23 protein-coding genes and 1 tRNA gene are annotated in these 24919 nt (G+C 62.0%); 19 read left to right on the top strand and 5 right to left on the bottom strand.

The window, feature by feature from the left end; genetic code table 11:
* Nucleotides 1–12 precede the first annotated feature (12 nt).
* Nucleotides 13–816, top strand: coding sequence for a CbbQ/NirQ/NorQ/GpvN family protein (locus tag SM766_RS13885; RefSeq protein ID WP_368948147.1), 804 nt, complete (start codon nucleotides 13–15; stop codon nucleotides 814–816).
* On the top strand, nucleotides 782–3097 hold the full coding sequence (locus tag SM766_RS13880) for a VWA domain-containing protein (RefSeq protein ID WP_368948145.1): 2316 nt from the start codon (nucleotides 782–784) through the stop codon (nucleotides 3095–3097). The genes SM766_RS13885 and SM766_RS13880 overlap by 35 nt, the downstream gene beginning before the upstream one ends.
* Nucleotides 3098–3114: 17 nt before the next feature.
* Here the strand turns inward: SM766_RS13880 and SM766_RS13875 are convergent, their stop codons facing one another.
* Nucleotides 3115–4050, bottom strand: a complete 936-nt coding sequence (locus tag SM766_RS13875) for a LysR family transcriptional regulator (RefSeq protein ID WP_368948144.1) — start codon at nucleotides 4048–4050, stop codon at nucleotides 3115–3117.
* 90 nt (nucleotides 4051–4140) lie between these two features.
* Between SM766_RS13875 and SM766_RS13870 the strand changes: the two genes are divergently transcribed.
* The 10 genes from SM766_RS13870 (at nucleotide 4141) to gph (ending at nucleotide 14026) form a co-directional block, all read left to right on the top strand.
* Entirely contained in the window at nucleotides 4141–5142 is a 1002-nt protein-coding gene (locus SM766_RS13870; protein WP_368948143.1) for a class 1 fructose-bisphosphatase, read from the top strand.
* Between the two features lie 24 nt (nucleotides 5143–5166).
* Nucleotides 5167–6039, top strand: coding sequence for a phosphoribulokinase (locus tag SM766_RS13865; RefSeq protein ID WP_368948142.1), 873 nt, complete (start codon nucleotides 5167–5169; stop codon nucleotides 6037–6039).
* 11 nt (nucleotides 6040–6050) lie between these two features.
* Nucleotides 6051–8051: a transketolase gene (tkt, locus tag SM766_RS13860; RefSeq protein WP_368948141.1), complete on the top strand. Its 2001-nt coding sequence runs from the start codon at nucleotides 6051–6053 to the stop codon at nucleotides 8049–8051.
* The gene (gene gap, locus SM766_RS13855) at nucleotides 8048–9049 is read left to right on the top strand and encodes a type I glyceraldehyde-3-phosphate dehydrogenase (protein ID WP_065270436.1); all 1002 of its coding nucleotides are present in this window, start codon (nucleotides 8048–8050) and stop codon (nucleotides 9047–9049) included. The genes tkt and gap overlap by 4 nt, the downstream gene beginning before the upstream one ends.
* A complete protein-coding gene (locus tag SM766_RS13850; protein WP_368948140.1) occupies nucleotides 9049–10260 on the top strand; it encodes a phosphoglycerate kinase in 1212 nt (403 codons plus the stop codon). Before gap ends, SM766_RS13850 begins: the two co-directional genes overlap by 1 nt.
* Before the next feature lie 20 nt (nucleotides 10261–10280).
* Nucleotides 10281–11336 (top strand): class II fructose-bisphosphate aldolase, encoded by a 1056-nt coding sequence (gene fba, locus SM766_RS13845; protein WP_368948139.1) that lies wholly within the window; start codon nucleotides 10281–10283, stop codon nucleotides 11334–11336.
* 71 nt (nucleotides 11337–11407) lie between these two features.
* On the top strand, nucleotides 11408–12091 hold the full coding sequence (rpe, locus tag SM766_RS13840; protein WP_368948138.1) for a ribulose-phosphate 3-epimerase: 684 nt from the start codon (nucleotides 11408–11410) through the stop codon (nucleotides 12089–12091).
* A complete protein-coding gene (locus SM766_RS13835; protein WP_368948137.1) occupies nucleotides 12081–12785 on the top strand; it encodes an HAD family hydrolase in 705 nt (234 codons plus the stop codon). The genes rpe and SM766_RS13835 overlap by 11 nt, the downstream gene beginning before the upstream one ends.
* 15 nt (nucleotides 12786–12800) lie before the next feature.
* Complete coding sequence (locus SM766_RS13830) at nucleotides 12801–13358, top strand: thioredoxin family protein (RefSeq protein ID WP_368948136.1); 558 nt, start codon at nucleotides 12801–12803, stop codon at nucleotides 13356–13358.
* Nucleotides 13355–14026, top strand: coding sequence for a phosphoglycolate phosphatase (gph, locus tag SM766_RS13825; RefSeq protein ID WP_368948135.1), 672 nt, complete (start codon nucleotides 13355–13357; stop codon nucleotides 14024–14026). Before SM766_RS13830 ends, gph begins: the two co-directional genes overlap by 4 nt.
* Nucleotides 14027–14056: 30 nt before the next feature.
* Here gph and SM766_RS13820 read toward each other — a convergent pair whose 3' ends face one another.
* Nucleotides 14057–14941, bottom strand: a complete 885-nt coding sequence (locus SM766_RS13820; protein ID WP_368948134.1) for a LysR family transcriptional regulator — start codon at nucleotides 14939–14941, stop codon at nucleotides 14057–14059.
* A 144-nt stretch (nucleotides 14942–15085) separates the two neighbouring features.
* Here SM766_RS13820 and SM766_RS13815 point away from each other — a divergent pair, with 144 nt between their 5' ends.
* Complete coding sequence (locus SM766_RS13815; protein WP_368948133.1) at nucleotides 15086–15706, top strand: glutathione S-transferase family protein; 621 nt, start codon at nucleotides 15086–15088, stop codon at nucleotides 15704–15706.
* A gap of 262 nt (nucleotides 15707–15968) precedes the next feature.
* On the top strand, nucleotides 15969–16571 hold the full coding sequence (locus SM766_RS13810; protein WP_368948131.1) for a hypothetical protein: 603 nt from the start codon (nucleotides 15969–15971) through the stop codon (nucleotides 16569–16571).
* A gap of 201 nt (nucleotides 16572–16772) precedes the next feature.
* Here SM766_RS13810 and SM766_RS13805 read toward each other — a convergent pair whose 3' ends face one another.
* Together SM766_RS13805 and SM766_RS13800 are read right to left on the bottom strand one after the other, a co-directional pair.
* Nucleotides 16773–17405 (bottom strand): hypothetical protein, encoded by a 633-nt coding sequence (locus SM766_RS13805; RefSeq protein ID WP_368948130.1) that lies wholly within the window; start codon nucleotides 17403–17405, stop codon nucleotides 16773–16775.
* A 147-nt stretch (nucleotides 17406–17552) separates the two neighbouring features.
* Nucleotides 17553–17637 (bottom strand) — tRNA-Leu (locus tag SM766_RS13800).
* A 227-nt stretch (nucleotides 17638–17864) separates the two neighbouring features.
* Here SM766_RS13800 and SM766_RS13795 point away from each other — a divergent pair.
* On the top strand, nucleotides 17865–18398 hold the full coding sequence (locus SM766_RS13795; protein ID WP_368948129.1) for a Hint domain-containing protein: 534 nt from the start codon (nucleotides 17865–17867) through the stop codon (nucleotides 18396–18398).
* Here the strand turns inward: SM766_RS13795 and SM766_RS13790 are convergent.
* Nucleotides 18395–20122, bottom strand: a complete 1728-nt coding sequence (locus SM766_RS13790) for an NAD(P)H-hydrate dehydratase (RefSeq protein WP_368948128.1) — start codon at nucleotides 20120–20122, stop codon at nucleotides 18395–18397. The genes SM766_RS13795 and SM766_RS13790 overlap by 4 nt on opposite strands.
* Nucleotides 20123–20294: 172 nt before the next feature.
* On the opposite strand from SM766_RS13790, the gene SM766_RS13785 reads away from it, so the two are divergent.
* The 4 genes from SM766_RS13785 to SM766_RS13770 all read left to right on the top strand — a co-directional run bounded on the left by SM766_RS13785 (nucleotide 20295) and on the right by SM766_RS13770 (nucleotide 24883).
* Entirely contained in the window at nucleotides 20295–20633 is a 339-nt protein-coding gene (locus SM766_RS13785) for a P-II family nitrogen regulator (RefSeq protein WP_065270448.1), read from the top strand.
* Between the two features lie 93 nt (nucleotides 20634–20726).
* A complete protein-coding gene (glnA, locus tag SM766_RS13780; protein WP_065270449.1) occupies nucleotides 20727–22133 on the top strand; it encodes a type I glutamate--ammonia ligase in 1407 nt (468 codons plus the stop codon).
* A gap of 193 nt (nucleotides 22134–22326) precedes the next feature.
* Nucleotides 22327–23508 carry an ATP-binding protein gene (locus tag SM766_RS13775; RefSeq protein ID WP_368948126.1) on the top strand — a complete coding sequence of 394 codons (1182 nt, stop codon included), beginning with the start codon at nucleotides 22327–22329 and terminating at the stop codon, nucleotides 23506–23508.
* Nucleotides 23509–23632: 124 nt separating this feature from the next.
* Complete coding sequence (locus tag SM766_RS13770) at nucleotides 23633–24883, top strand: Hsp70 family protein (protein WP_368948125.1); 1251 nt, start codon at nucleotides 23633–23635, stop codon at nucleotides 24881–24883.
* Nucleotides 24884–24919: the final 36 nt, after the last annotated feature.

Raw genomic sequence — 24919 nt, 5'->3', positions numbered from 1 at the left:
GAGGAGCCCGCCATGAAAGACATGCTTGACGAATTTCGCGTCACCGATGCGCCCTTCTGGCGGCAGACCGGCGACGAGGTGGAGCTGTTCACCGCCGCCTGGGATGCCCGTATACCCGTCATGCTGAAAGGGCCGACCGGCTGCGGCAAGACGCGGTTCGTGGAACATATGGCCTGGAAACTGGGCCGCCCGCTGGTCACCGTGGCCTGCAACGAGGACATGACAGCCTCCGATCTGGTGGGCCGCTATCTCTTGGATGCCGACGGCACCCGCTGGCAGGACGGCCCGCTGACCTTTGCCGCCCGCCACGGTGCGATCTGTTACCTCGATGAGGTGGTGGAGGCCCGCCAGGACACCACCGTCGCCATTCACCCGCTGACCGATGACCGCCGTGTTCTGCCCTTGGAAAAGAAAGGGGAGCTTCTTCAGGCGCACCCCGACTTCCTGATCGTGATCAGCTACAACCCCGGCTACCAGTCCCTGATGAAGGACCTGAAACAGTCGACAAAACAACGCTTTGCGGCGATGAACTTCACCTGGCCCGAAGGGGAGACCGAGGCCGAGATCCTGGCCCATGAGGCAGGCATTGACAGTGAGACCGCCGGCAAGCTGGTCGAAATCGGCGCGCGCTCCCGCAACCTCAAAGGGCACGGGCTGGACGAAGGGGTGTCCACCCGGATGCTGATCCACGCCGGCCGGTTGATCAAGGGCGGCATTGCGCCGCGCGCCGCCTGCTCCATGGCGCTGGTCAACTCCATCACTGATGATCCGGATATGCGCGATGCTCTCGATGCCGCTGTCGCAACCTGGTTCTGAGACCCTGCCCGAAGACCGTGCAGCGCTGCTGAACAGCCTGCCGGGTGAGGTCGCCGAGGTCCTGCTGGCCACCCTGCCCAATGCGCGGCGCAAACTGTCGCCGCGTGCGCTGGATACCTGGTTGCGCGGCTGTGAAGCGCTGATGCAATTGGGCCGGGGCTCGGATCCTGTCATTGCCTGGATTGAAGCCGCGCCAGCCCTTGCCCGTGATCTGGGCGAGGATGTCCTTGGCGATCTGCTGCCTCTGCTCCTTGGCTTTGCCTCGCGCACCTCCGGCGCGGTGATTGCCCGGCTGCTGGAGACATCTCCGCAGGCGGCGATGCGGCTGGGCGATGCCACGCTTTTCATGGCCTATTTGCGTTTTCTGGAGCATCTTCTGGCCCGCGCGCCCCGCGCCGTGCGCCCGATGCTTGAACACCTGTCCGACCTATTGGAGGTCCTGACCCTTGGGGGCTTGCGCCGCTGGGCCGACTGGGGCGTGGAGGCGCACCGGACCAACTTCAAGGAACTGCTCGCATATTTCTCGCTGGAAACCGAGGAAAGCCGCGCCGTCATTCAGCGTGAGCGCAAGGGCACGCTTCTGGTGGATGTACAGCGGCGGTTGATGATGTACCTGCGCGCCCTTTGGGGGCGGGATTTCATGCTGACGCCCACCGCAGGTGATTTCGAGGATCGTACGGGCCTGCGCCCCTACTATGAGGCCTACAGCCTGCACCTGCCCGATGCGCTGGATGACTGGCAGGATGAGGCGGCGCTGGATCTATACCGCGCGCAGGCCGCCCATCTGGCTGCGCATCTTGCCTGTCTGCGCAAACCCATTCAGGGCGAAGGGCTGAACGCCTTACAGACGGCCATGATCGGCCTCATTGAGGATGCCCGCGCGGAGGCCCTTGCCATCGCCCGCCTGCCCCGGCTGCGCGATCTCTGGGCGCCGTTTCATCAGGACACCGCCCCCGGCATCGCGGGAGAGTTCGACCGCATCGCCCGCGCGCTGTTGTTGCCAGATCAGGCGCCCGAAAGCGATCTTGCGTCCTGGGTTCGGGGCGAATTCGCGCTGTTTGACTTGGCAGATGCGGAGGCTGCCCGCAATCTGGGCCTGCGCCTTGCCGAACGCCTGCGCGGCCAGCCCTATTCTGCTTATACCGATCATCCTTCCTGCCCCTATCGCTGCGATAACCGGCTCTTGTGGGAGTTCGAGGAGCTGGAGTTCGACACGGAATTCGCCCCGCCGCCACAGGTGCGCAAATACGTCTCGGTCAGCGAAATGGTAAACGAGGTGGAGGTCGAAACCGCAGGCGAGGACGCACAGGAAATCTGGGTGCAATCGGCGGAAATCTTTGATGACGACGGTCAAAGCTTCAACGAGAAGGAAGGCCGCGAACCGCTGGCACCGCCGGTGATGTATGATGAATTCGACCACACCATCCAGATGATGCGCCCGGCCTGGGCCACGGTGCTGGAACGGCGCCCGCGTCTGGGCGACCCGACCGGGGCGGAGGCGATCCTCGCCGAACATCGCCCGGTGATGGAGCGGCTGAAGCACCGGCTGGACGCCATGCGCCCGCAGGGCATGCAGCGCATCCGCAAGCTGGAGGATGGCGACGTCATAGACATCGGAGCCGCCATCACCGCCGCCATCGACATACGCTTGGGCCGCCAGCCCGACCCGCGTGTGATGATGCGCCAGGTGCACAAGACGCGCGACACCGCCGTCATGGTGCTGCTGGATCTGTCGGAGTCGACGAATGATCCGGTGGGCGATGGCTCCACCGTGATGGATCTGACCAAATCGGCCTGTGTGCTGTTGTCAGAGGCGATCAACCGGGTCGGCGATGCCTTTGCCATCCATGGCTTTTGCTCGGACGGGCGCGCGCAGGTCTACTATGAACGGTTCAAGGATTTCGACCAGCCGTGGGAGGATCTGGCCACCGCCCGCCTGATGGGCGCTGAAGGGCGGCTCTCGACCCGCATGGGCACGGCGATCCGCCACGCGACGGCGCAAATGAAGCGGGTGAAGGCCACGCGCAAGCTTATGTTGGTTCTGACCGATGGCGCGCCCGCAGATATCGACGTGCGCGATCCGCAATACCTGCGCGCCGACACCCGCCGCGCGGTGGAGGAAGCCAGCCAAAGCGGCATCACCCCCTTCTGCCTGACGCTGGACCCTGGTGCCGATGCCTATGTACAGCGGATCTTTGGCCCGCGTGGCGCGATGATCCTGGACCGGGTCGAGCGCTTGCCGGAACGCCTGCCGCAGCTTTATGCGGCGCTGACCCGCTGAGATCACGGCACCGAACGCTACAAGTCGAACTTTGGCAGGTAAACGCCTGACAAGGCGTCGATTTCCTGCGCGCACATTTCCGTCGCCGGAGACACATGATCTGCCTCTGCGGCGCCGGTGATCAGATACCAATGCCGCATCACCGGCAGATCCCGCCCGCGCAAGAGCGCCAGCCGCCCCGATGTGACCTCGTCATGCACGGTGTGCAGCGACAGGAACGCAATCCCCAGCCCCGCCAGAACTGCCTGCTTGATCGTCTCGTTCGAGGGCATCACCACCTTGTTGGGACTATGCCCCTCCGCCAGCCGTTCGATAAACCGCTCCATCAGGATCCGGGTGCCTGACCCTTCCTCGCGGCTAAGGAAGGTTTCCTGCAGCAGCCGATGCGGATCATATCCGTCTTCCTGCGCCAGCGGATGATCCGGCGGCAGCACGATGCCATGCGGGTGCGGCCCCAGCGGGATCGCCCGATGGATCACCCCGCGCGGTGGCCGCCCCATGATTGCCAGGTCATAGTCCCCCCGGTTCAGCGCCTGCATCACATCGGATCGGTTGGCCACCCGCAGCGAGATTTCCACGTCAGGGATTCGGTCCTGCAATAGCCGCACCAGACGGGGCACGAAATACTTCGCCGTAGATACCGTTCCCAGCACCACATGGCCGCGCCGCCCCTGGGTCAGAGCGGTGATCTGCCGCTCTGCATGCGACAAATTCGCTTCGATCCGTTGTGCGGCGGCCAGCATCTCCTGCCCGACAAGGGTGGGCTGAAACCCCGAACCATCGCTAGCCTTCTGTAGCAATGCCTCTCCAACTGCGCCTTCCAGGTTCTTGATTTGGCTGTGAATTGTCGGTGGCGTTTGATGCAAAAGATCGGCCGCCATGGTCAGGGAGCCTGTGTCCGCCACCGCCAGAAGCGCGCGCAATTGTTTGAGAGTGATGGCGTCGAACCGCAAATTCGAAAACTCCTAATCGTTATTTCTATTTTTTAAATTCCTTAAAAAATCATTTTTTGCAAGCTTTGTCGCGTCAGGGAGGACAATCACATGAAAACTCTTGATCAGGTGCCCCAGGGGGCCGAGCCTGCGCTTGTTGCAGAACTGGACCGGCTGGCCAGTGTCGCTGCCGAGCTTGCCCAGCGCATTGCGCGCGGCGGGATCGACGAAAACCTTGCCGGAGCGGCGGGCACCAACACCGATGGAGACGCGCAAAAGGCGCTGGATGTGATCGCCGATGAGGCCTTCATGGCCGCCCTGCGCGAAGGCGATGTCCGTCACTATGCCTCGGAAGAGCAGGACACGGTCGTCACCATGAACCCCAAGGGGCAATTTGCCGTGGCCATCGATCCGCTGGATGGCTCCTCCAACATCGACACAAATGTGTCCATCGGAACCATCTTTGGCATCTATCCGGCTGCGGACACGCCCGAGGCGTCGTTTCTGCGACCCGGCCGGGATCTTCTCGCCTCGGGCTATGCGATCTTCGGGCCGCAATGCGCGCTGATTGTCACCCTGGGCGACGGGGTGCTCAAATACGTGCTGGATCCGCAGAGCGGTACATTCCGTCTGCTGGGACAGGTCGCCGAGATCGCGCCGGATTCCAACGAATACGCCATCAATACCTCGAACTACCGCCACTGGAGCAAACCGATCCGCGCCTATATCGACGACCGCGTGGCAGGGACCGAAGGGCCGAGCGGCGCCGATTCCAACATGCGCTGGATTGCCTCCCTGGTGGCCGAGACCCACCGTATCCTGACACGAGGGGGGATCTTTCTGTATCCCGCTGATGGTCGGCAGGGCTATGGCCGGGGGCGGCTGCGCTATGTCTACGAATGCGCGCCCATCGCCTTTTTGATCGAACAGGCAGGCGGACGGGCCACCGACGGGCAGGACCCGATCCTGGATGCGGTCCCCGATACGCTACACATGCGTACCCCCTTTGTCTTCGGCTCGTCCAACAAGGTGGCACGGGTCGCCACCTATCACGATCTGCCGGACGAGGAGACATCCGCTCTCTTTGGCTTGCGCGGACTGTTCCGCGCCTGATCCCCACACCTTCAGGACATCGACATGAGCACCAAACACCCGATCATCAGTGTCACGGGGTCTTCCGGCGCGGGCACCTCGACCGTGAAAAAGACCTTCGACCAGATCTTCCGCCGTGAAGGCATTACCTCCGTCTCGATCGAAGGCGACGCCTTTCATCGCTACAACCGCGCCGATATGCGGGCCGAGCTGGAACGCCGACAGGCCGACGGCGATCACACGTTCTCGCATTTCTCCTATGACGCCAATGAGCTCGGGGAGCTGGAACGGGTCTTCCGCGACTACAGCCAGACTGGCAAAGGGCGCACCCGCACCTATGTGCACGACGCCGAGGAAGCCAAGCGGACCGGCGTCCCCCCGGGGGAATTCACGGCCTGGGCGCCCTTCCCCGATGATTCCGATCTTCTGTTCTACGAAGGGCTGCACGGATCGGTGGTGAACGACAATGTGAACCTCGCTGCGCTGGCTGATCTCAAGATCGGCGTGGTCCCGGTGATCAACCTCGAATGGATCCAGAAGATCCACCGCGACCGGGAATCGCGCGGCTATTCCACCGAGGCCGTGACCGAGACCATCCTGCGCCGGATGCAGGCCTATGTGCATTGCATCTGCCCGCAGTTTTCCGAGACCGATATCAATTTCCAGCGCGTGCCCGTGGTGGATACCTCCAACCCCTTTGTGGCGCGCTGGATCCCCACTCCGGACGAAAGCCTGGTGGTGATCCGGTTCAAGAACCCGCGCGGTATCGATTTCCCCTATCTGATGTCGATGATCGAGGGCAGCTGGATGACCCGCGCCAACAGCCTGGTGATCCCCGGCGGCAAAATGGATCTGGCGATGCAGCTGATCTTTACGCCGATGGTGATCCGCCTGGTCCGCGAAGCCAAACGTGCCTGAGGAGACCTCTCATGAATGTTCAAACCCCGGTGAAAGCCGATGAAACCCTGATGGCCAATGCCATCCGCGCGCTGACCATGGATGCGGTGCAGGCTGCGAACTCCGGCCATCCGGGCGCGCCGATGGGTCTGGCGGATGTGGCAACGGTGCTGTTCAACCGCTTCATCAGGATCGACCCGTCCCGCCCCGACTGGCCCGACCGCGACCGTTTCGTGATGAGCGCGGGACATGGCTCCATGCTGGTCTATGCGATCCACCACCTGCTCGGCTACACGGATATGGACGCCGCTCAGCTGCGCAACTTCCGCCAGATGGGCGCGCGCACGGCGGGACACCCCGAATACGGCCATGCCGCAGGGATCGAGACCACGACCGGCCCGCTCGGCCAGGGGATCTCGACCGCCGTCGGCATGGCGCTGGCCGAACGCATGATGCAGGCGCGGTTTGGCGATGATCTGGTCGATCACTACACCTATGTGCTGGCCGGGGATGGCTGCCTGATGGAGGGGATCAGCCATGAGGCCATCGATCTGGCCGGGCACCTTGGCCTGTCGCGGCTGATCGTCTTCTGGGACGACAACCGGATCACCATCGACGGGCCCACGGATTTATCGACCTCGATGAACCAGAAACAGCGGTTCGAGGCCGCTGGCTGGCATGTTCAGGCGGTGGATGGTCACGCGCCCGAGGCAATCGCCGCCGCCATCGCCGCCGCACGCGCCGATGATCGCCCCTCGATGATTGCCTGCCGCACGGTGATCGGCAAGGGCGCCCCCAACATGGGGGGCAGCCACAAGGTGCATGGCGCCCCCCTGGGTGCCGAGGAAATCGCCGCCACCCGCGCCGCACTCGACTGGCCCCATGCGCCGTTTGTTATCCCCGATGGTGTGCGCAACGCCTGGGAAGACGTGGCAAAACGCGGCGCCAAGACCCGGAAAGACTGGCAGGCACGCAAGGAGCACTCACCAAAGGCAGCGGAGTTCGACGCGGCCATGGCCCCGCCGAACGCAGAGGCGCTACACGCCGCGATCACCGCCTATAAGGCCCAGCTCAGTGCCGATGCGCCAAAGGTCGCGACCCGCAAGGCCTCCGAAATGGCACTGGAGGTGGTCAATGCCACCCTGCCCAACAGCGTGGGCGGCTCGGCGGATCTGACGGGATCGAACAACACCCGCAGCAGCGCCATGCGCCCGGTGACGGCACAAGATTTCAGCGGCGATTACATCCATTACGGCATCCGCGAACACACCATGGCCGCCGCGATGAATGGCATCGCCCTGCACGGCGGGTTCAGAACCTATGGCGGTACTTTCCTCGCCTTTGCCGATTACTGCCGCCCCGCCATGCGGCTCTCGGCCCTGATGGGGGTGCCCGTCACATACGTGATGACCCATGATTCCATCGGCCTTGGCGAAGATGGCCCCACGCATCAGCCGGTGGAAACCATCGCCTCGCTGCGCGCGATGCCGAACATGAACGTGATCCGCCCCGCCGATGCGGTGGAAACCGCCGAAGCCTGGGAAATGGCGGCGACTTCGGACACCACCCCCACGGTCCTATGCCTGTCGCGCCAAGGCCTGCCCACCCTGCGCCGCAACCACAGCGCCGAGAATATGACGGCGCGCGGCGCCTATGTGCTGCGCGGCGGCGGCGCGCGGGACGTGACCCTGATTGCCACCGGATCGGAAGTAGAGATTGCCATGGAGGCCGCCGATCTGTTGGAAGCAGACGGGATCAAGGCCGCCGTGGTCTCTGCCCCCTGTTTCGAGGCTTTCGCGGCCCAATCGCCGGACTACCGCGCCGCCGTGCGTGGCAGCGCGCCCCGGGTCGGCGTCGAGGCCGCCATTCGACAGGGCTGGGAGCTGTTCCTGGAACGTGGCGACGGCTTTGTCGGGATGACTGGTTTTGGCGCCTCCGCCCCCGCCGAGGAGCTTTACCGCCACTTCAACATAACGGCTGAGGCCATCGCCGCCTCGGCCCGCCGACAGATCGAGAAAAGGACGAAGGCATGACCACGAAAGTCGCCATCAACGGCTTTGGCCGCATCGGACGCTGCACCCTGGCCCATATCATCGAAAGCGGTCGCAACGATATCGAGGTGGTGAAGATCAACGCCACCGGCCCGATTGAAACCAACGCGCATCTTCTGCGCTATGACAGCGTACACGGGCGATTTCCGCATCCGGTTGCGGTCAATGACGACACGCTGGATCTGGGCCGTGGCCCGATCAAGGTCTTCTCCACCTACAACCCCGAGGAACTCGACTGGGACGGGGTGGACGTGGTGCTGGAATGCTCCGGCGTCTTCAACTCCAAGGAGCAATCCTCGGTCCACCTGAAACAGGGCGCGCGCAAGGTGCTGATCTCGGCCCCCGCCAAGAACGCCGACCGCACCGTGGTTTACGGCGTCAATCACCGCGATCTGCGCAGCGATGAGTTGGTGGTTTCCAACGGCTCCTGCACCACCAACTGCCTTGCACCGCTGGCCAAGGTTCTGAATGACGCCATCGGCATCGACAGCGGCATTGTCACCACGGTCCATTCCTACACAGGCGATCAGCCGACGCTGGATCGGCGCCACAAGGATCTCTATCGCGCCCGTGCGGCCTCGATGTCGATGATCCCCACCTCCACAGGTGCGGCCAAGGCCATTGGGGAGGTTCTGCCGGAACTCTCGGGCCGTCTGGATGGATCCGCCATTCGGGTGCCCACCCCGAATGTATCAGCCGTGGATCTCACTTTCATGGCGGGTCGTGATGTGACCGAGGACGAGGTGAACGCCATCATGGCCGAGGCCGCGGCAGGAAACATGCAGCAGATCATCAGCTACGAGACCGAGCCGAAGGTCTCGATCGATTACAACCACGACAGCCATTCCTGCAATTTCGCTGCCGACCAGACCAAGGTTCTGGGCGCGCGTCTGGTGCGGGTGATGGCCTGGTATGACAACGAATGGGGCTTTTCCTGCCGCATGGCGGATACGGCCAATGCCATGGGGAGACTTCAGTGATGGACCTGCCGCAGATCGATCTTACCTCGGTCAAGGGCCGCCGCATTCTGGTGCGCGCCGACCTCAACGTGCCGATGAATGAGGAGGGAGCCGTCAGCGATGACACCCGCATTCGCCGCTTTGCCGGGGGCATGAAACCGCTTCTCGCCGCTGGGGCACGGCTGGTAATCCTGACCCACTTTGGCCGCCCCGAGCCGGGCGCCGAGGCCGGGCCGCATTCCGTCGAACCGCTGATCCCAGCCTTGGCACAGGCGCTGGGCCGCCCGGTCCGCTTCTGCCCGCACTTAATCGGAGAACAGCCAGTCGCCCGCAGCCGGGGTCTGACGGATGGCACGGTCATGCTCTGCGAGAACCTGCGCCTGCATGCCGGGGAAACCGCCAATGACCTTGCCTTTGCCGCGCAGCTGGCCAAGCTTGGCGATATCTACATGAACGATGCTTTCTCCTGTGCGCATCGTGCCCATGCTTCGACCGAAGCCCTCGCCCATCTGCTGCCCGCCGTGGCAGGCCCGCTGATGATCGAAGAGATCGAGGCCCTGTCGGCGGCGCTGGATAGCCCGAAACGCCCTGCGGTGGCGGTGGTGGGCGGTGCCAAGGTCTCCAGTAAGATCGCGGTGCTGAAGAACCTCGTTCAAAAGGTCGATCACATCATCATCGGCGGCGGCATGGCCAATACTTTTCTCTTTGCCGATGGCGCGCCGATGGGCCGTTCGCTGCACGAGGCAGACCAGATCGACACGGTACGTGAAATCCGCGCGCTGGCAAAAAAGGCAGGCTGCACCCTGCATCTGCCCGAGGATGTGGTGGCCGCCTATGATTTTGCCGCCGGTGCAGCCTATGACATCACCCCGGCAGATGCCTGCCCGACAGGCGCCATGATCCTGGACGCAGGCCCGCGCGCGTTGAAACGGTTCCAGTCGGTGCTGACCTCTTGTAAGACGATCCTGTGGAACGGGCCGCTGGGGGCGTTTGAACTCTCTCCCTTTGACCTTGCGACCCGGCATCTGGCACAGACAGCCGCCGATCTGACCCGGCAAGGGTTGGCTGTTTCTGTCGCAGGCGGCGGGGATACGGTTGCAGCCCTCAACACGGCCGGTGTATCTGGCGATTTCACCTATGTCTCCTCCGCCGGGGGGGCTTTTCTGGAATGGCTGGAGGGCAAGACGCTCCCCGGCATCGCGGCGCTGCAAGGCGCGGCTCAGGCGGCCTGAGACAGGCCCAAGAGGTTTTCATGGCACTTATCACTCTTCGTCAACTGCTCGACCATGCCGCCGAACACGGCTACGGCGTGCCGGCCTTCAACATCAACAACATGGAACAGGGTCTGGCGATCCTGAAAGCCGCCGCGAAATGCGACAGCCCGGTGATCCTGCAGGCCAGCCGCGGCGCGCGCTCTTATGCCGGCGATATCATGCTGCGGCACATGATCCAGGCGCTGGTGGAAATGTACCCCCATATCCCGATCTGCATGCATCAGGACCATGGCAACAACGAACAGACCTGCCTGTCGGCCATCCGCCACGGCTTTACCAGCGTGATGATGGATGGCTCGCTTGAGGCGGACATGAAGACACCGGCATCCTACGAATACAACGTCGACATCACCGAGCGTGTCTCGCGCATGGCCCATTGGGTCGGTGCCTCTGTCGAGGGCGAGCTGGGCGTGCTTGGCTCGCTGGAAACCGGTGAGGCGGGCGAAGAGGACGGATCGGGCGCGGTGGGCAAACTCAGCCAGGAACAGCTTCTGACCGATCCCGATCAGGCCAAGGACTTTGTTGCCAAGACACAAGTCGATGCGCTTGCCATCGCCTGCGGCACCAGCCACGGCGCCTATAAGTTCAGCCGCAAGCCCACCGGCGATATCCTGGCGATCAGCCAGATCGAGGCGATCCACGCCAAGATCCCCAATGTGCATCTGGTGATGCACGGATCGTCGTCCGTGCCGCAGTACCTGCAAGACCTGATCAACGAATACGGCGGCGAGATGCCCCAAACCTATGGCGTGCCGGTCGAAGAGATCGAGCGCGGCATCAAGTCGGGCGTGCGCAAGGTCAATATCGACACGGATAACCGCATGGCCATCACCGGCCAGTTCCGCAAGGTCGCGCAGGAAAAACCGACCGAGTTCGACCCGCGCAAGTTCACCATCCCCGCGATGGAAGAGATGGAAAAACTCTGCCTTGACCGTTTTGAACGCTTCGGCACGGCGGGCAACGCCGCGAAGATTGCGCCGATCGATCTGGATGAGATGGCAAAACGCTACGGCAGCGGCGCGCTGGCGGTCTGATCTCTCCCGCGAAAAGCGAATCCGGGGGGCGTTCGCGCCCCCTGCCCCTCCCCGATATGACGAGGCCCCCGATGTCCTTTGACCGCAGCGTGAAGATCGCGCCCTCCATTCTTTCCGCCGATTTCGCCAACTTCGGGCAGGAAATCCGGGCCATCGAGGCCGAAGGCGCCGACTGGGTGCATGTCGACGTGATGGATGGTCACTTCGTCCCCAACCTCACCTTTGGACCGATGGCGGTCAAAGCCTTCCGCCCGCATGTGAAGACGGTGATGGACGTGCATCTGATGATCGCGCCGGTCGATCCCTACATTGACGCCTACGCGGACGCAGGCGCTGACGTACTGACCGCCCATATCGAGGCCGGACCGCACATCCACCGCACCCTGCAGGCCATTCGCGCGTCGGGCATGAAGGCAGGCGTCGCCCTCAATCCCGGCACCCCGGCCGAGGCTGTGGCGCATCTTCTGGACCTCACCGATCTGATCTGCGTGATGACGGTGAACCCCGGTTTTGGCGGGCAGAAGTTCATCGACATGACGGGGAAGATCACGGCCCTGCGCCAGATGATCGGCGACCGCCCCGTGCATATCGAGATTGACGGCGGCGTTGATCCCACAACCGCGCCCAAGGTGCGCGCGGCAGGTGCCGATGTGCTGGTCGCGGGATCCGCTGTCTTCAAGGGCGGCTCGGTCGACAACCCGGGCGTTTATGGCGAAAACATCCGCGCCATCCGCGAAGCGGCCAATGCCGCTTGAGGCGCTGATCTTCGACGTGGATGGCACCTTGGCCGAAACCGAGGAGCTGCATCGGCGCGCCTTCAACGAGACATTCGCCGAAGAAGGCCTCGACTGGCACTGGAGCCAGGACGACTATCGCCGCCTGCTTCAGACTACCGGCGGCAAGGAGCGGATCGCCCACCACATGCGAAACCTCGGCCTTGCCCCCGATGCCATCGACATTGCCGCATTGCACAAGGCCAAGACGGATGGCTATGTGCGCCTGATGAGCGACGGCGGGTTAGACCTGCGCCCCGGCATTGCCGCGCTGATCACAGAGGCAAAGGATGCAGGGCTGACCGCGGCCATTGCCACCACCACCAGCCGCCCCAATGTCGATGCCCTTTGCCATGCCTGTTTCGGCGCGCCTGCCGACAGTATTTTCCCGGTCATTGCCTGCGGCGACGAGGTCGCTACCAAGAAACCCGCGCCGGATGTCTATGAGCTGGCCTTGAAACGTCTGGACATCGCCCCGGAAAACGCCCTTGCGTTTGAGGACAGCAGCAACGGGTTACGCAGCGCCGACGCCGCCGGACTGGCCTGTATCGTCACCCCGTCGGTCTACACAGGCGACGATGATTTCACCGGCGCCGAATGCGTGGTCCCGGATGTCACTCACCTCGGCGGCATTGAGGCGCTCGCACCCCTTCTGCCCACGGCGCAAACCGTCTGACAAAAGGATCAAGATATGGCCGTCTCCCCTCCCGTTTGCGATTTCGGCTGGCGCGCGCCGGATTTCCGCCTGCCCGCCACCGATGGCAAGACCTACAGCCTTACGGATATTGCAGGCCCCAAGGGCACGCTGATGATGTTCATCTGCAATCACTGCCCCTATGTGATCGCGGTGCTGGACCGGATCGAACGGGATGCCCGCGACCTGCAAACCTTGGGCATCGGGATGGCGGCGATCTGTTCCAATGACGCGGAAACCTATCCCCGCGACAGTTTCGAGAAGATGGTCGAACTGGCCCGTGACCGAGCCTTTCCCTTTCCCTATCTGCATGACGCAGATCAAAGCGTCGCTCGCAGCTGGAATGCCGCCTGCACACCGGATTTCTTTGGCTTCAACGCCGCAGGCGCGCTGCAGTACCGGGGCCGCCTCGATGCATCGGGGCGCAATCCGGCGCCGGAAGGCGCCCGGCGCGAATTGTTTGAGGCCATGCGACAGATCGCAGACACCGGCCAGGGCCCGGCGGATCAAGTGCCGTCGATGGGCTGTTCGATCAAATGGAAGGATCCCGCATGAGCCGCGCAATCGTTTTCGACCTTGACGGAACGCTGGTGGACAGTGCCGCCGACATCCACGCCGCCGTGACCCAAATGCTGGCAGAGTTTGGCAAGCCGCCGCTGACGCTGGCGCGGGTGACCAGCTTTATCGGCAATGGCATACCGAACCTTGTCCGGCTGGTCATGCGCGACAGCGGCATCCCCGAAGCCGATGAGAACCTCGCCATCACCCGGATGATGGCGTATTACGCAGCGCATCCCGCCGACCTGTCGCAGCCCTACCCAGGCGTGACCGACTGCCTTACGCGCCTGCAGGAGGCTGGCATTCGCCTTGGCGTCTGTACCAACAAATTCCGGGCCCCGGCGCTGCAGATCCTCGAAGCGCTGGATCTGATGCAATATTTCGACATCGTCGTAGGCGGTGATACTCTGCCCGTCCGAAAACCCGACCCGGCCCCCTTGCACCACGCCTTTGAAACCCTGGGCGGGACCTCGCGGATGTATGTGGGCGACAGCGAGGTCGATGCAGAGACGGCGCAGCGAGCGGGCATCGACTTTGCCCTTTTCACGCAGGGATACCGGAAAACCCCGGTGGATCAGCTGGTCACGGCCTGCACCTTCGACGCCTTCCGGAATCTGCCCGCTATCGCAGACCGCGTCATGACGGTCAAAGCCGGGTCGGTCTGACCAGCCCCGCAGCCGCGCCCGGCAGGTGCTTCACCCGCCAAATGCCCCGGCCAGATGATCGATCAGCGCCCTGATGCGCGTGGTCAGATGCCTGTTGGGCGGGTAGACCGCATAAAGCGGAATATTCACCGTGCCCCGATCCGCAAAAAGCTGCTTCAGCTCGCCGCTCTCCAGAAATGGGCGTGCCGCGTATTCCGGCACCCGGCCAATGCCCCGCCCCAGCGCTGCCATATTGACCACCGCGCGGGGGGAATTCGCCCTGAAATCCCCAGTGACCGTGACCGCGATCTGACGACGCCCCTGGCTGAAGGTCCAGACCTCTGGCTGCGACGAGGCCGTCATCAGCAGGCAATTATGTGTCGACAGCGCGTGGGGTTCCTTTGGCTCGCCATGGGCCGCCAGATAGGTGGGGGATGCGGCCACGACCACCGGCATGTCGGTCAGCTTGCGCGCCACCAGCGAGGAATCCTTCAGCGTGCCGAACCGCACCGCAAGATCGACGCCTTCCTCAAGGATCGAAATATGCTGGTCAGAGAGCACAAGTTCGATCCGCACATCCGGATGCTCGGTTTGGAACGGCTGTAGCGCCTGCACCAATTCGCGGCTACCAAGCCCGGTCGGGGCCGTGATGCGGATCGGACCGACAAGCTGCTGCTGGCGCTGCTGCACCACGTCCTCCAGCTCTTCGAACTGATCAAGCAGGGCGATGCAGCGTTCCAGATAGGCCTGTCCGGTGTCGGTCAGAGTGACGCTGCGCGTGGTCCGGTGCAGCAATTGCGCGTCCAGTCTTTCCTCAAGCCGGGCCACATATTTGCTGGCCAGTTTGGTGCTGATTCCCACCTGCCGGGCACCCGCGGTAAAAGAGCGTTGCGCCGCCACGGCAGCAAAGGTGCGCATACAATCCAGCGTGTCCATTCTATGGAGTTCCTTGCATATTTTTTGTCGTCAATCCGTACATTATACTTCGTCAATTTCACCGGTTATCCTCACAATATGGCGAGTTTACCTTTGCCTTGTCCATAAGCCGCACAGGCATCAGACAAAGGAAGGAAACCCCAAATGTCCAATTCAATCCGTATTCACGGCTTCCCGCTCTCCGGCCACTCCCACCGGGTAGAACTGCTTGCGAACCTCGCCGGCATCGCACATGAGGTCATCACCGTTGACCTCGCTGCAGGCGCCCACAAGGAAGAGCCGTTCCTGTCGCTGAACCCCGCCGGTCAGGTGCCGGTAATCGAAGACGGTGACACCGTGATCGCTGACTCCAACGCCATCCTGGTCTACTTGGCGCGCAAATACGCACCGTCCTTCCTGCCCACCGATCCGGTGCTGGAAGCCGAGGTGCAGAAATTCCTCAGCCTGGCAGCTGGCGAAATCGCCTTTGGCCCGGCAGCAGCCCGTCTGATCAACGTCTTCAACGCACCCTTTGACGCAGAATTCTGCGCGGCAACCGCCGCCACCGTCTTTGGCAAGATCGAGGCGCATATGGAAGGCCGTGAATTCCTGGTGGGCACCGAGCCGACCATCGCCGACATCGCCATCTATTCCTATAGCGCGCATGCACCCGAAGGTGGCATCTCGCTGGAAGCCCACCCGAACCTGCGTCGCCTGCTGGCCAATATCGAAGGTCTGAAAGGCTTCAAAGCCATGCCCGTGACCAAGGTCGGCCTCGCAGCCTGATTGGTGTGGCCGTGGCGTCTATTTCGGCGTGGCGCCACGGCCCCCTCCATATGCCTGCCTCACTATCGGGGCATATCCTGCAGGCAAACCGGCATCTACGTCACCCAAATTGCCTGCTCCGAAGTGGTCCATTGGCCGATATCCAGACGCAAGGGTACCGCTCAACAACTCAGTTACCGCGCATTTCCGAACCGGTCGAAGGTCGCTTGAAGGTCCGGCAACCTTCCCTATAACGCGCGGCATGTCAGCAAAGATCTTTTCAATGGAGCCGCGAGAAGGCGGCGGCGCCCGGTTTGTGCTCAACTACAAACACATCGGTCGCAGCGGCATTCAGCGTATTTCCTGTGATCTGACACAGACCGACCTTCTGCAAATTGTGCTGTTCGCCGAAGCGCTCAACCTGCGCAATCGCCTCGGCCCCTCGGCTGCATCGGATGTAGCAATCGATGGGTTGCAGGTCTCCTTTGTCCCGGCGCAGCAGGAGCTCATTCTTGAGCGGCAAGCTGGCTACTCCCAAAAGACCGCCCGCATGCCGGTTGACGTCTTTCTCTCCGAAATGGCGGGTATGACCGACATTTGCCTTGCCCGCGCCGAGACGTCAAAGAATGGACCTACCCTGAAGGGCATGCTGGCGGAGTGCAGACCGCCAGCAGAGTTCGAAAGGCTGTTGGGGCTAGACCTAGCTGATCTGGCTATGCACCAGTTGCTGGAGATTGCGCTGCTGATCCTTGCGCAGGACGCCGCCACCCGCGGCTCTGCGCTCGCCCGCAAGCTGCGCGGAAAGAAATCACAGGATCAAGCGCGTGAGGCGGTCATCAGCCTTATTTTGACGCTCGCCGTTGAATGTGTGCCCGGTTCCACCTAGAGAAGCCCCCGAGGCGAACCGCCCGCTCTCGGCTCAGGCGCCGCCCAGCGTTTCTCTGCTCTGCGGCGCCATAATCCCAACGAGTAATACCGCCCCACACGACCGCCATATGCCGCGGTTAGGGTGAAAGGTCGATGCACCGCCGGAGTGTCGCGTCGCGGCGCACAACTGAAACGCCGACATATCCAGACTTGAGGAATTTCAAAAGGTATGGCAGCCCGGAACCTCCAACTGAGCGACCATCGGAAGTCGATAACAACAATGCCGCACACAGACCGTCTCCAAACCGATTGCTCGAAATGTGCAGCCCTTTGCTGTGTTGTGCTGGCTTTCGACAAGGGCGAAGACTTTGCTTTCGACAAGAACCCTGGCGAACCTTGCAGGAATCTCTCGGGGCATCGCTGCAACATCCACGAAAATCTGACGCAGGAAGGCCTGAAGGGGTGCGTTGCCTATGATTGTCTGGGTGCCGGTAACCGCGTGATCCAAGACGTATTCGGGGGGCAGACTTGGCGAACCGAGCCGCGCCTGATGCGTGTGATGATGGAGGCTTTTCATGGTATGTGCGAGGTTCATAAGCGTATCGACCTGCTGCGTGCCGCCGGGACCCTCCCCCTGAAGCCACAGGACGAGCAGATCCGTTGCAGCTTCCTTGACCGCCTTGAGGATGACCACTGGAGCGGCCCCGACCTCCACGATTTCGAGGTCGGCCTGGCGCTTGAAATCGACATTTTCATGCATGGGGTTCAGCGAGAGTTTCCAAACTTTCTGCCCGAATCTCCTTAAACTTGGAACCTGCAACGTTTTCAGGAACTGTTTCGGCCGCGTGGGCATACGTGGGTCAGGTTCGTTAGTCGGGACCTGGACGAAACAACAGGACGTCAACCAGCCACCGCTACTGCCGCACAAAAAGGGGCAGCCCTCAATTCCCCCAGCGGAATCCTGACAAAAGCGACTTGGATTTTTTACTTGAAATCAAAATGGTGCGGGTGAAGGGACTTGAACCCCCACGCCTTGCGGCGCCAGAACCTAAATCTGGTGCGTCTACCAATTCCGCCACACCCGCACTGGCGCAGCACCTTCCGGCGCTGCGTGAGCCGCTGAATAGCAAAGCCCGCCGCAGGATGCGAGAGGAAATCGCACCGGAACCACACTATTCGATTGCGGCACCAAAGACACATCTCAGCCACAGCTTCCCCCATAAGCGAAAAATTGCGCAGACGCGGGCGCGCCAAATGGCTAGTGTCTGGAAAAAACAAATAAAATGCTACTGAGGCAGAGTGAGAGACCCCCATGAAACCGCACGCGAATCCGCCTGCGCAGCATATCGTTGCGCGCATCCTGCAAAGCCGCCGCGAGCAGACCGGCAGCCACGCGGCCCAAAGTTCGGTTACGCTGATTACCGGCACTCCGATCCAGACCCAAGACGGCGCTTTGGCCGTTGAGACTCTGACAGCCGGGGATCAGTTGATTACACGGACGCAGGGCCTCACTCCGCTGAGCAAGATCCGCAAATCCCGCGCCATGATGCATGCGGTCCGCTTCACAGCCGGATCGCTGGGGCACACTCAGCCGGGCGGCGATTTGCTGCTACCGCTGAACCAGCAGGTTCTGATCCGAGACTGGCGCGCCAAGGCGATGTTCGGACAGCCGCAGGCCGTTGTGCCTGCGTTCGAACTGATCGATGAGGAGTTCATCCGCGACGAAGGCATGCAGATGTTGGAACTCTGCACCCTGACCTTTGATCGCCCCCATGTGATCTACGCCGGCGGCATGGAGATCGCCACCTCCCGCGCGGCAGGCGAAAATCTGCGCCCGGCGGCTTAAAACCCAAGCTTGCGAAATACGGCTGGGATCTGCTCTGGCAGGTCCTCGGCGATCAGTCCGGGGCCGAACTCCAGCGCGCATTCCACATGCAGCCAGGCGGCACTTTCGGCGGCCTGCATCGGGGCAAAGCCTCGCGCCAAAAGGCCAGTGATGAAGCCCGCGAGCACATCGCCCGACCCGGCGGTGGCCAGCCAGGGAGCGGCGCGATCATAATGGGCGGAGTTGACCGAGCAGCGCCCATTTGGCGCGGCGATGACCGTATCGGCGCCCTTGAACAGCACCACGCAGCCTGCCCGCACGGCGGCCTCCCGCGTGGCGTCCACCTTGGAATAGGCCGGACCTTTGGTGGCGGGCGCGTTCAGTTTCGTGGCAATATCCGGGAACAGCCGCGCAAATTCGCCGCCATGGGGCGTCAGCACGCATTTTTCATGCAGCATGGAAAAGAGCTCTTCCGGCGCATCGCCAAAGGCTGAGAGCGCATCAGCATCCAGCACCGTGGCCCGTTTGGCCACCAGGGCCGCAGGCACAAGATCCCGCGCGCGATCAATGCCCATTCCGGGGCCAAGGCAGAGCGCATTGAGGCGGGTATCCTCGAGCGCCTGAGCCAGAGCCTCAGCATCTGCCACCCGTTGCAGCATCAGCGCGGTGATCTGGCAGGCGACCTCCTGCTGGGCGCTTGGCGGCACGCCCAGCGTCACCAGCCCTGCCCCGATCCGAAGCGCCCCCCGCGCCGACAGCCGCGCGGCACCTGTCTTACCGGAACCACCCGAAAGGATCAGGGCGTGACCGTGGGAGAATTTGTGGCCTGATCGCTTGGCCATCCAGCGGGAAGTGTCTTTGAAAGATATCTTACTGCGAACGTCATCAACGATTGGCGCTTGCCCTGTGAGGCGAACACCGGCTGGACGCAATATGCCAACCGGGCCATTTTCGGTCACAACAAAAGGCGGCTGCCCTTCTTTTCGAGGTTTGAAAGACCGCCAGTTCGCCAAACCGATATCCTTGACTACCACACGCCCACAGTGCGTGGGGCCAGCGGCGATGAAGTGACCGACTTTGGGGGAGTCAAACGCGACCGTCAGTCTGGCTTGGGGCCGAGGGTCAGGCTCCTTGGGCAGTGCTGACGTTCGGATCTTCGCCCCCGCAGGAAGCTTGCCAAACAGCTCTTTGAGCGATGGCGGCTGCGGCACCAACCATCGACCGCTATCCAGACAAATCCCGGAAGGTGCGTCGATGGCCACGGTACAATCGTCATAACGGTCACCATTTCTGCCCGTCATATGGCTGATAACATCCAACGCCGTCCCCTCGAGCGGGCGTGACAGACCGGTTCCGAAAAGAGCATCGATGTAAATCGTATAGGGCTCTTTCCGAAACCCTCTTTCAGAAAGCTCCTCTACCTGATTGTCAGCCAACCAGATTTCGTAGTTCGTGCGCGCGTCGGGGGGGAGCTTGTCCGGATCACCATATAGGAAAACCTTAACGAGCCATCCTTTCCCAGCCAATAGGCGTGCCACGACGAAACCATCTCCGCCGTTGTTTCCCGGTCCACATAGAACTGCTGCGCTTTGCGGAGCACTTTCATACTCGGGCCATTCCTCGAAAATCGCCTCTACCACGCCCTGCCCGGCCCGCTCCATCAGCTCCAGGCCGGTCACCTCACCTGACTCGATTGCCGCCTGTTCAATGGCGCGCATCTGGGCGGCGGTCAGCAGTTCGGTCATCTTTCAGGCTCCCGCGATTCAAAACCGCTCAGTTTTTAGGCGTATAGATTATTTTTTAATCACATCTGCCTGTTTTGCAGGCTGATTTTCCGGCATCTTTGGCGGCATCCATTGTCGCCAGCATTTAGAAATGATCTGACCAGCTTCGACAAGGTTGTGAGGAGCCCACGAGATGAAAAAGATCGAAGCCATCATCAAACCGTTCAAACTGGACGAGGTGAAAGAGGCGCTGCAGGACGTCGGTGTACAGGGCCTGTCCGTGATCGAGGTTAAGGGCTTTGGTCGCCAGAAGGGGCACACGGAACTTTATCGCGGCGCCGAATACGTCGTCGATTTTCTGCCCAAGGTGAAAATCGAGGTGGTTCTTGACGACGATCAGGTGGACGGCGCGATCGAATCCATCGTGAACGCGGCAAAGACAGACAAGATCGGCGACGGCAAGATCTTCGTCAGCCCGGTCGAGCAGGCCATCCGCATCCGGACCGGCGAAACCGGCCCCGACGCACTCTAATACCAGATATCGCCAGCGCGCTGAAATTGCCAAAGGCAGCGTAGCGGGTTGGCGCAGCAACACACGAATTTTCTTACGGAGAGGAAAGCACCAATGAGCAAGGACGCAGTTCTGAAGCTGATCAAGGACGAGGAAGTCGCCTATGTCGACATCCGGTTCACCGACGTACGTGGTAAACTGCAGCACGTCACCGTAGACGTGGACATGGTCGACGAGGATTTCCTCGAAGAAGGCTTCATGTTCGATGGCTCCTCCATCGCGGGCTGGAAATCGATCGAAGCTTCGGACATGAAGCTGATCCCCGACACCGAGAGCGCCTATATCGACCCGTTCTACGCGGAAAAAACCATCTGCATCCACTGCTCGGTTGTTGAGCCCGACACCGGCGAAGCCTACGAGCGTGACCCGCGCGGCACCGCACAGAAGGCCGAAGCCTACCTGAAGTCCAGCGGCATCGGCGATGCGGCGTTCATGGGCCCGGAAGCGGAATTCTTCCTGTTCGACGACGTGCGCTTCTCCAACTCGATCAACAAGGTGTCCTATGAAGTCGACGCGACCGACGCGTCCTGGAACACCGATGCCGAGTATGAAGTTGGCAACATGGGTCACCGTCCCGGCGTCAAGGGCGGCTACTTCCCGGTCAACCCCGTCGACGAAGCACAGGACCTGCGTTCCGAGATGCTGTCGACCATGAAGCGTCTGGGCATGAAGGTGGACAAGCACCACCACGAGGTTGCCTCCTGCCAGCACGAACTGGGCCTGATCTTCGACAGCCTGACCAAACAGGCGGACGAGCTGCAGAAATACAAATACGTGATCCACAACGTCGCGCACGCCTACGGCAAATCGGCAACCTTCATGCCGAAACCGATCGCAGGCGACAACGGCACCGGCATGCACGTGAACATGTCCATCTGGAAAGACGGCAAGCCGCTCTTTGCTGGTGACAAATATGCGGACCTGTCCGACGAAGCCCTGTGGTTCATCGGCGGCATCCTGAAGCACGCGAAAACGCTGAACGCCTTCACCAACCCGTCCACCAACTCCTACAAGCGTCTGATCCCCGGCTTCGAAGCTCCGGTTCTGCGCGCCTACTCCGCCCGTAACCGTTCCGGCTGCGTGCGTATTCCGTGGACCGAAAGCCCGAAAGCCAAGCGCGTCGAGGCCCGCTTCCCCGATCCGGCCGCAAACCCCTACCTGGCGTTTGCAGCCCTGCTGATGGCTGGCCTGGACGGCATCAAGAACAAGATCGATCCCGGCGAAGCCATGGACAAGAACCTCTATGATCTGCCCGCCGAAGAGCTGGCCGACATCCCGACCGTCTGCGGCTCCCTGCGCGAAGCGCTGGAATGCCTGGCGGCCGACCACGAGTTCCTGCTGCAGGGCGATGTGTTCACCAAAGACCAGATTGAGGGCTACATTGCGCTCAAGATGGAAGAGGTCGAAACCTACGAGCACACCCCGCACCCGGTTGAGTACGGCATGTACTACAGCTGCTAATAGCTGCGGCAGTCGAAACCATGAAAGAGCGCCCATCGGGCGCTCTTTTTCATTCACAGGTCCGGCCTTCAGTGGGGCACCCAGTGGCAGCCTTCAGATCTGGAGCGATGCGGGCGCTTCAGAAAAGGTTAAGCTCTGCCACCATATTGTCGTAGGGTGCGACATGAGTTTCTCAGAATAGCGAGCGTTCATAATGCAGAAATTCAGCCTCAGGGATCTTGAGCTGATCGACGGCCCGCCCCACCCGGAATTCGACAACCTGACCCGGTTGGCACAACGCACCATTGGCGCCCCGGTGGCTCTGCTCTCCACCATCGACAGCGACGCAGAACGTCAATTCTTCACCAGTCAGACCGGGCTTAGCGGCCCGGCGGCAGAGGATCGGCACGCGCCTCTGTCTCATTCCTTTTGCCAGCACGTGATCCAAAAGGATGCCCCCGTGACTGTTCAAGATGCCCCCAACCCTCCCCCGGATCTGGGCACGGGTATTGCCCCGGGGCTTGGCATTGGTTCCTATCTTGGCGTGCCGGTTTACCGACCCGGCGGTGTACCCGCTGCGGTGCTGGCGGTAATTGATGACAAACCGCGCGCCTGGACTGAGACGGACATATCCCTGCTGCGGCAACTGGCCTTTTGCGCCACCGATGCGATCCGGACGCGGGCAACAATGCTTGAAATGGCACATATCAACCGGGAGAGGCGCGAGTTCACTTATGCGGTTTCGCATGATCTGAAATCGCCAGCCAATACGCTCAACCTGCTGCTGCAGGAGCTGGATGCCGAACGCGACCGGCTGAGCGAGGACGGAATTTTCCTGCTGGAGCAAAGCCAGAAGACCGCAGCCCGCATGATGCGGCAGATGAATGACATTCTGGAATACTCCCGCGTGGTTGGCGCCCGCATCCAAAAGCGGGACATCGATCTCAAAACGCTGGTGGGCGAGCTGGTGCAGGATCTGCAAGGCGAGATCCAGCATGCCGGGGCCACCGTCGACATTGGCCCCCTGCCGGTGGTGACTGGCAACCGAATGCAATTGCGCTGCCTATTTCAGAACCTGATCACCAATGGCATCACCTTCCGCTCAGGCGCGCGCAAACCCATCGTCTCCATTACGTCCGTTTCCGGGGCCAACAAGGGGCAGGAACGCATCGACGTCACCGACAATGGCGCTGGGATCTCAACCTCAGATCAGCAGCAGATTTTTCAGCTGTTCAAGAAGCTGCACAACCCGAATGAATACGATGGCACCGGGATCGGACTGACACTCAGCCGCCGGATCTGTTCCAACCACAATGGCCTGCTGGAAGTGTCCTCTGAGGTCGGACAAGGCTCCACCTTTCGGGTTACCCTACCAAGCGGATCCTCTGCGACCTGAACCGATCAACCGCGTTCCCCCATCGCTGTGGATGACAAAGGCAAATGCGCGGGGCAGTCATTCTTGAACCCCGCCCGTTCTGCCTGTAAAGCCGTCGCTCCCCGGACCCGTAGGAGACAGGCCAATGACCGCCCCCATGACTTTAGGCATCGATTTTGGCACCTCCAATTCGGCGGCAGGTGTGGCGGCGGGCGGGCGCCCCTGGCTGATTGAACTGGAACCGGGCGAACAGACCCTTCCCACTGCGGTTTTCTTTGATCCCGACAGCGGCAAGATGCGCATCGGACGCAGCGCTACCCGGGCGCTGATTTCCGGCGACGAGGGCCGCTTCATGCGCGCCCTCAAAAGCCTGCTTGGAACGCCCCTGCTGCACGAGGAACGTCGCCTTGGCGGGCAGCGAATGACCCTTTCGGCGGTAGTCACCCAGTTTCTGGCCGAGGTCAAAGCCCGTGCCGAGGCGCAGACCCACATGACATTCACCCATGCCCTGTCGGGCCGTCCGGTGCGGTTTCACAGCCGCGATGAGGCCCGCAATGCCCAGGCCGAAGACGACCTCCGTGCCTGCTACCTGGCTGCCGGATTTCAGGACGTGCGCTTCATGCTGGAGCCCGAAGCGGCGCTGCGCGCAACCGAGGCCCGCTCGGGGCTGGGGCTGATTGTCGATATCGGTGGGGGCACTTCGGACTTTACCGCCTTCCGGCAGGACGCTGACGGCACCACTGATATTCTGGCCTCCTACGGGATTCGTCTGGGCGGCACCGATTTCGACCAGAAGATCAGCCTGGCCCGTGTTATGCCGCTTCTGGGGCGTGGTAGCAGCATCCGCAACAGTTTCGGCAGCGGCACCCTGCCCGCGCCGAACCGGATCTACAACGATCTGTCCAGCTGGCAGATGATCCCGTTTCTTTATACGCCCGAGCACCGCCGCGCCGCACGTGACCTCCAGCAACAGGCGAGCGAGCCGGACAGGCTGGCGCGCCTCGTTAGCACGCTGGAGGATGAACTGGGCCACGACATCGCCTTTGCGGTGGAGCGCGGCAAGATCGCAGCCAACCAACCGCAGGACGCCGACGCACAGATCGATCTCAAGGTTCTGGAGCGCGGCCTGCAGGCCTCTCTTTCTGGCGATGACATCTCGGCCTTACTGGAGGCACAGATGCAGGAACTGGCCGAAGCCGCCGCAGAAACACTGAAACTGGCAGGCACTGCCCCGGAAGAGGTTAACCGCATCGTTCTGGTTGGCGGCTCGGCGCTGCTGGGCTGTCTGCAGCAGGAAATTCAGCGTCTTTGCCCGAAAGCGGAGGTGGAAAACCGTCATGCGCTGACAGCCGTGGCTGACGGATTAGCCATCGCCGCCGCCGAGGCCTTTGCCTGAGAGCAACACCAGCGCTGAAACGCGCCTTATCACGCT

The organism is Pseudophaeobacter sp. A-200-2 (genome assembly GCF_041008815.1).
In the GTDB taxonomy this organism is placed as follows: domain Bacteria; phylum Pseudomonadota; class Alphaproteobacteria; order Rhodobacterales; family Rhodobacteraceae; genus Phycobacter; species Phycobacter gallaeciensis_A.
The sequence above is the reverse complement of the archived record's forward strand: the minus strand, read 5'-3'. Positions and strand labels throughout refer to the sequence as shown.

What these genes read in the sequence shown, in the direction of transcription:
- SM766_RS13885 (WP_368948147.1), top strand. Translation starts at nt 13, where the DNA reads ATGAAAGACATGCTTGACGAATTTCGCGTCACCGATGCGCCCTTCTGG.
- SM766_RS13880 (WP_368948145.1), top strand. Translation starts at nt 782, where the DNA reads ATGCTCTCGATGCCGCTGTCGCAACCTGGTTCTGAGACCCTGCCCGAA.
- SM766_RS13870 (WP_368948143.1), top strand. Translation starts at nt 4,141, where the DNA reads ATGAAAACTCTTGATCAGGTGCCCCAGGGGGCCGAGCCTGCGCTTGTT.
- SM766_RS13865 (WP_368948142.1), top strand. Translation starts at nt 5,167, where the DNA reads ATGAGCACCAAACACCCGATCATCAGTGTCACGGGGTCTTCCGGCGCG.
- tkt (WP_368948141.1), top strand. Translation starts at nt 6,051, where the DNA reads ATGAATGTTCAAACCCCGGTGAAAGCCGATGAAACCCTGATGGCCAAT.
- gap (WP_065270436.1), top strand. Translation starts at nt 8,048, where the DNA reads ATGACCACGAAAGTCGCCATCAACGGCTTTGGCCGCATCGGACGCTGC.
- SM766_RS13850 (WP_368948140.1), top strand. Translation starts at nt 9,049, where the DNA reads ATGGACCTGCCGCAGATCGATCTTACCTCGGTCAAGGGCCGCCGCATT.
- fba (WP_368948139.1), top strand. Translation starts at nt 10,281, where the DNA reads ATGGCACTTATCACTCTTCGTCAACTGCTCGACCATGCCGCCGAACAC.
- rpe (WP_368948138.1), top strand. Translation starts at nt 11,408, where the DNA reads ATGTCCTTTGACCGCAGCGTGAAGATCGCGCCCTCCATTCTTTCCGCC.
- SM766_RS13835 (WP_368948137.1), top strand. Translation starts at nt 12,081, where the DNA reads ATGCCGCTTGAGGCGCTGATCTTCGACGTGGATGGCACCTTGGCCGAA.
- SM766_RS13830 (WP_368948136.1), top strand. Translation starts at nt 12,801, where the DNA reads ATGGCCGTCTCCCCTCCCGTTTGCGATTTCGGCTGGCGCGCGCCGGAT.
- gph (WP_368948135.1), top strand. Translation starts at nt 13,355, where the DNA reads ATGAGCCGCGCAATCGTTTTCGACCTTGACGGAACGCTGGTGGACAGT.
- SM766_RS13820 (WP_368948134.1), bottom strand. Translation starts at nt 14,941, where the DNA reads ATGGACACGCTGGATTGTATGCGCACCTTTGCTGCCGTGGCGGCGCAA.
- SM766_RS13815 (WP_368948133.1), top strand. Translation starts at nt 15,086, where the DNA reads ATGTCCAATTCAATCCGTATTCACGGCTTCCCGCTCTCCGGCCACTCC.
- SM766_RS13810 (WP_368948131.1), top strand. Translation starts at nt 15,969, where the DNA reads ATGGAGCCGCGAGAAGGCGGCGGCGCCCGGTTTGTGCTCAACTACAAA.
- SM766_RS13805 (WP_368948130.1), bottom strand. Translation starts at nt 17,405, where the DNA reads ATGCCCACGCGGCCGAAACAGTTCCTGAAAACGTTGCAGGTTCCAAGT.
- SM766_RS13795 (WP_368948129.1), top strand. Translation starts at nt 17,865, where the DNA reads ATGAAACCGCACGCGAATCCGCCTGCGCAGCATATCGTTGCGCGCATC.
- SM766_RS13790 (WP_368948128.1), bottom strand. Translation starts at nt 20,122, where the DNA reads ATGACCGAACTGCTGACCGCCGCCCAGATGCGCGCCATTGAACAGGCG.
- SM766_RS13785 (WP_065270448.1), top strand. Translation starts at nt 20,295, where the DNA reads ATGAAAAAGATCGAAGCCATCATCAAACCGTTCAAACTGGACGAGGTG.
- glnA (WP_065270449.1), top strand. Translation starts at nt 20,727, where the DNA reads ATGAGCAAGGACGCAGTTCTGAAGCTGATCAAGGACGAGGAAGTCGCC.
- SM766_RS13775 (WP_368948126.1), top strand. Translation starts at nt 22,327, where the DNA reads ATGCAGAAATTCAGCCTCAGGGATCTTGAGCTGATCGACGGCCCGCCC.
- SM766_RS13770 (WP_368948125.1), top strand. Translation starts at nt 23,633, where the DNA reads ATGACCGCCCCCATGACTTTAGGCATCGATTTTGGCACCTCCAATTCG.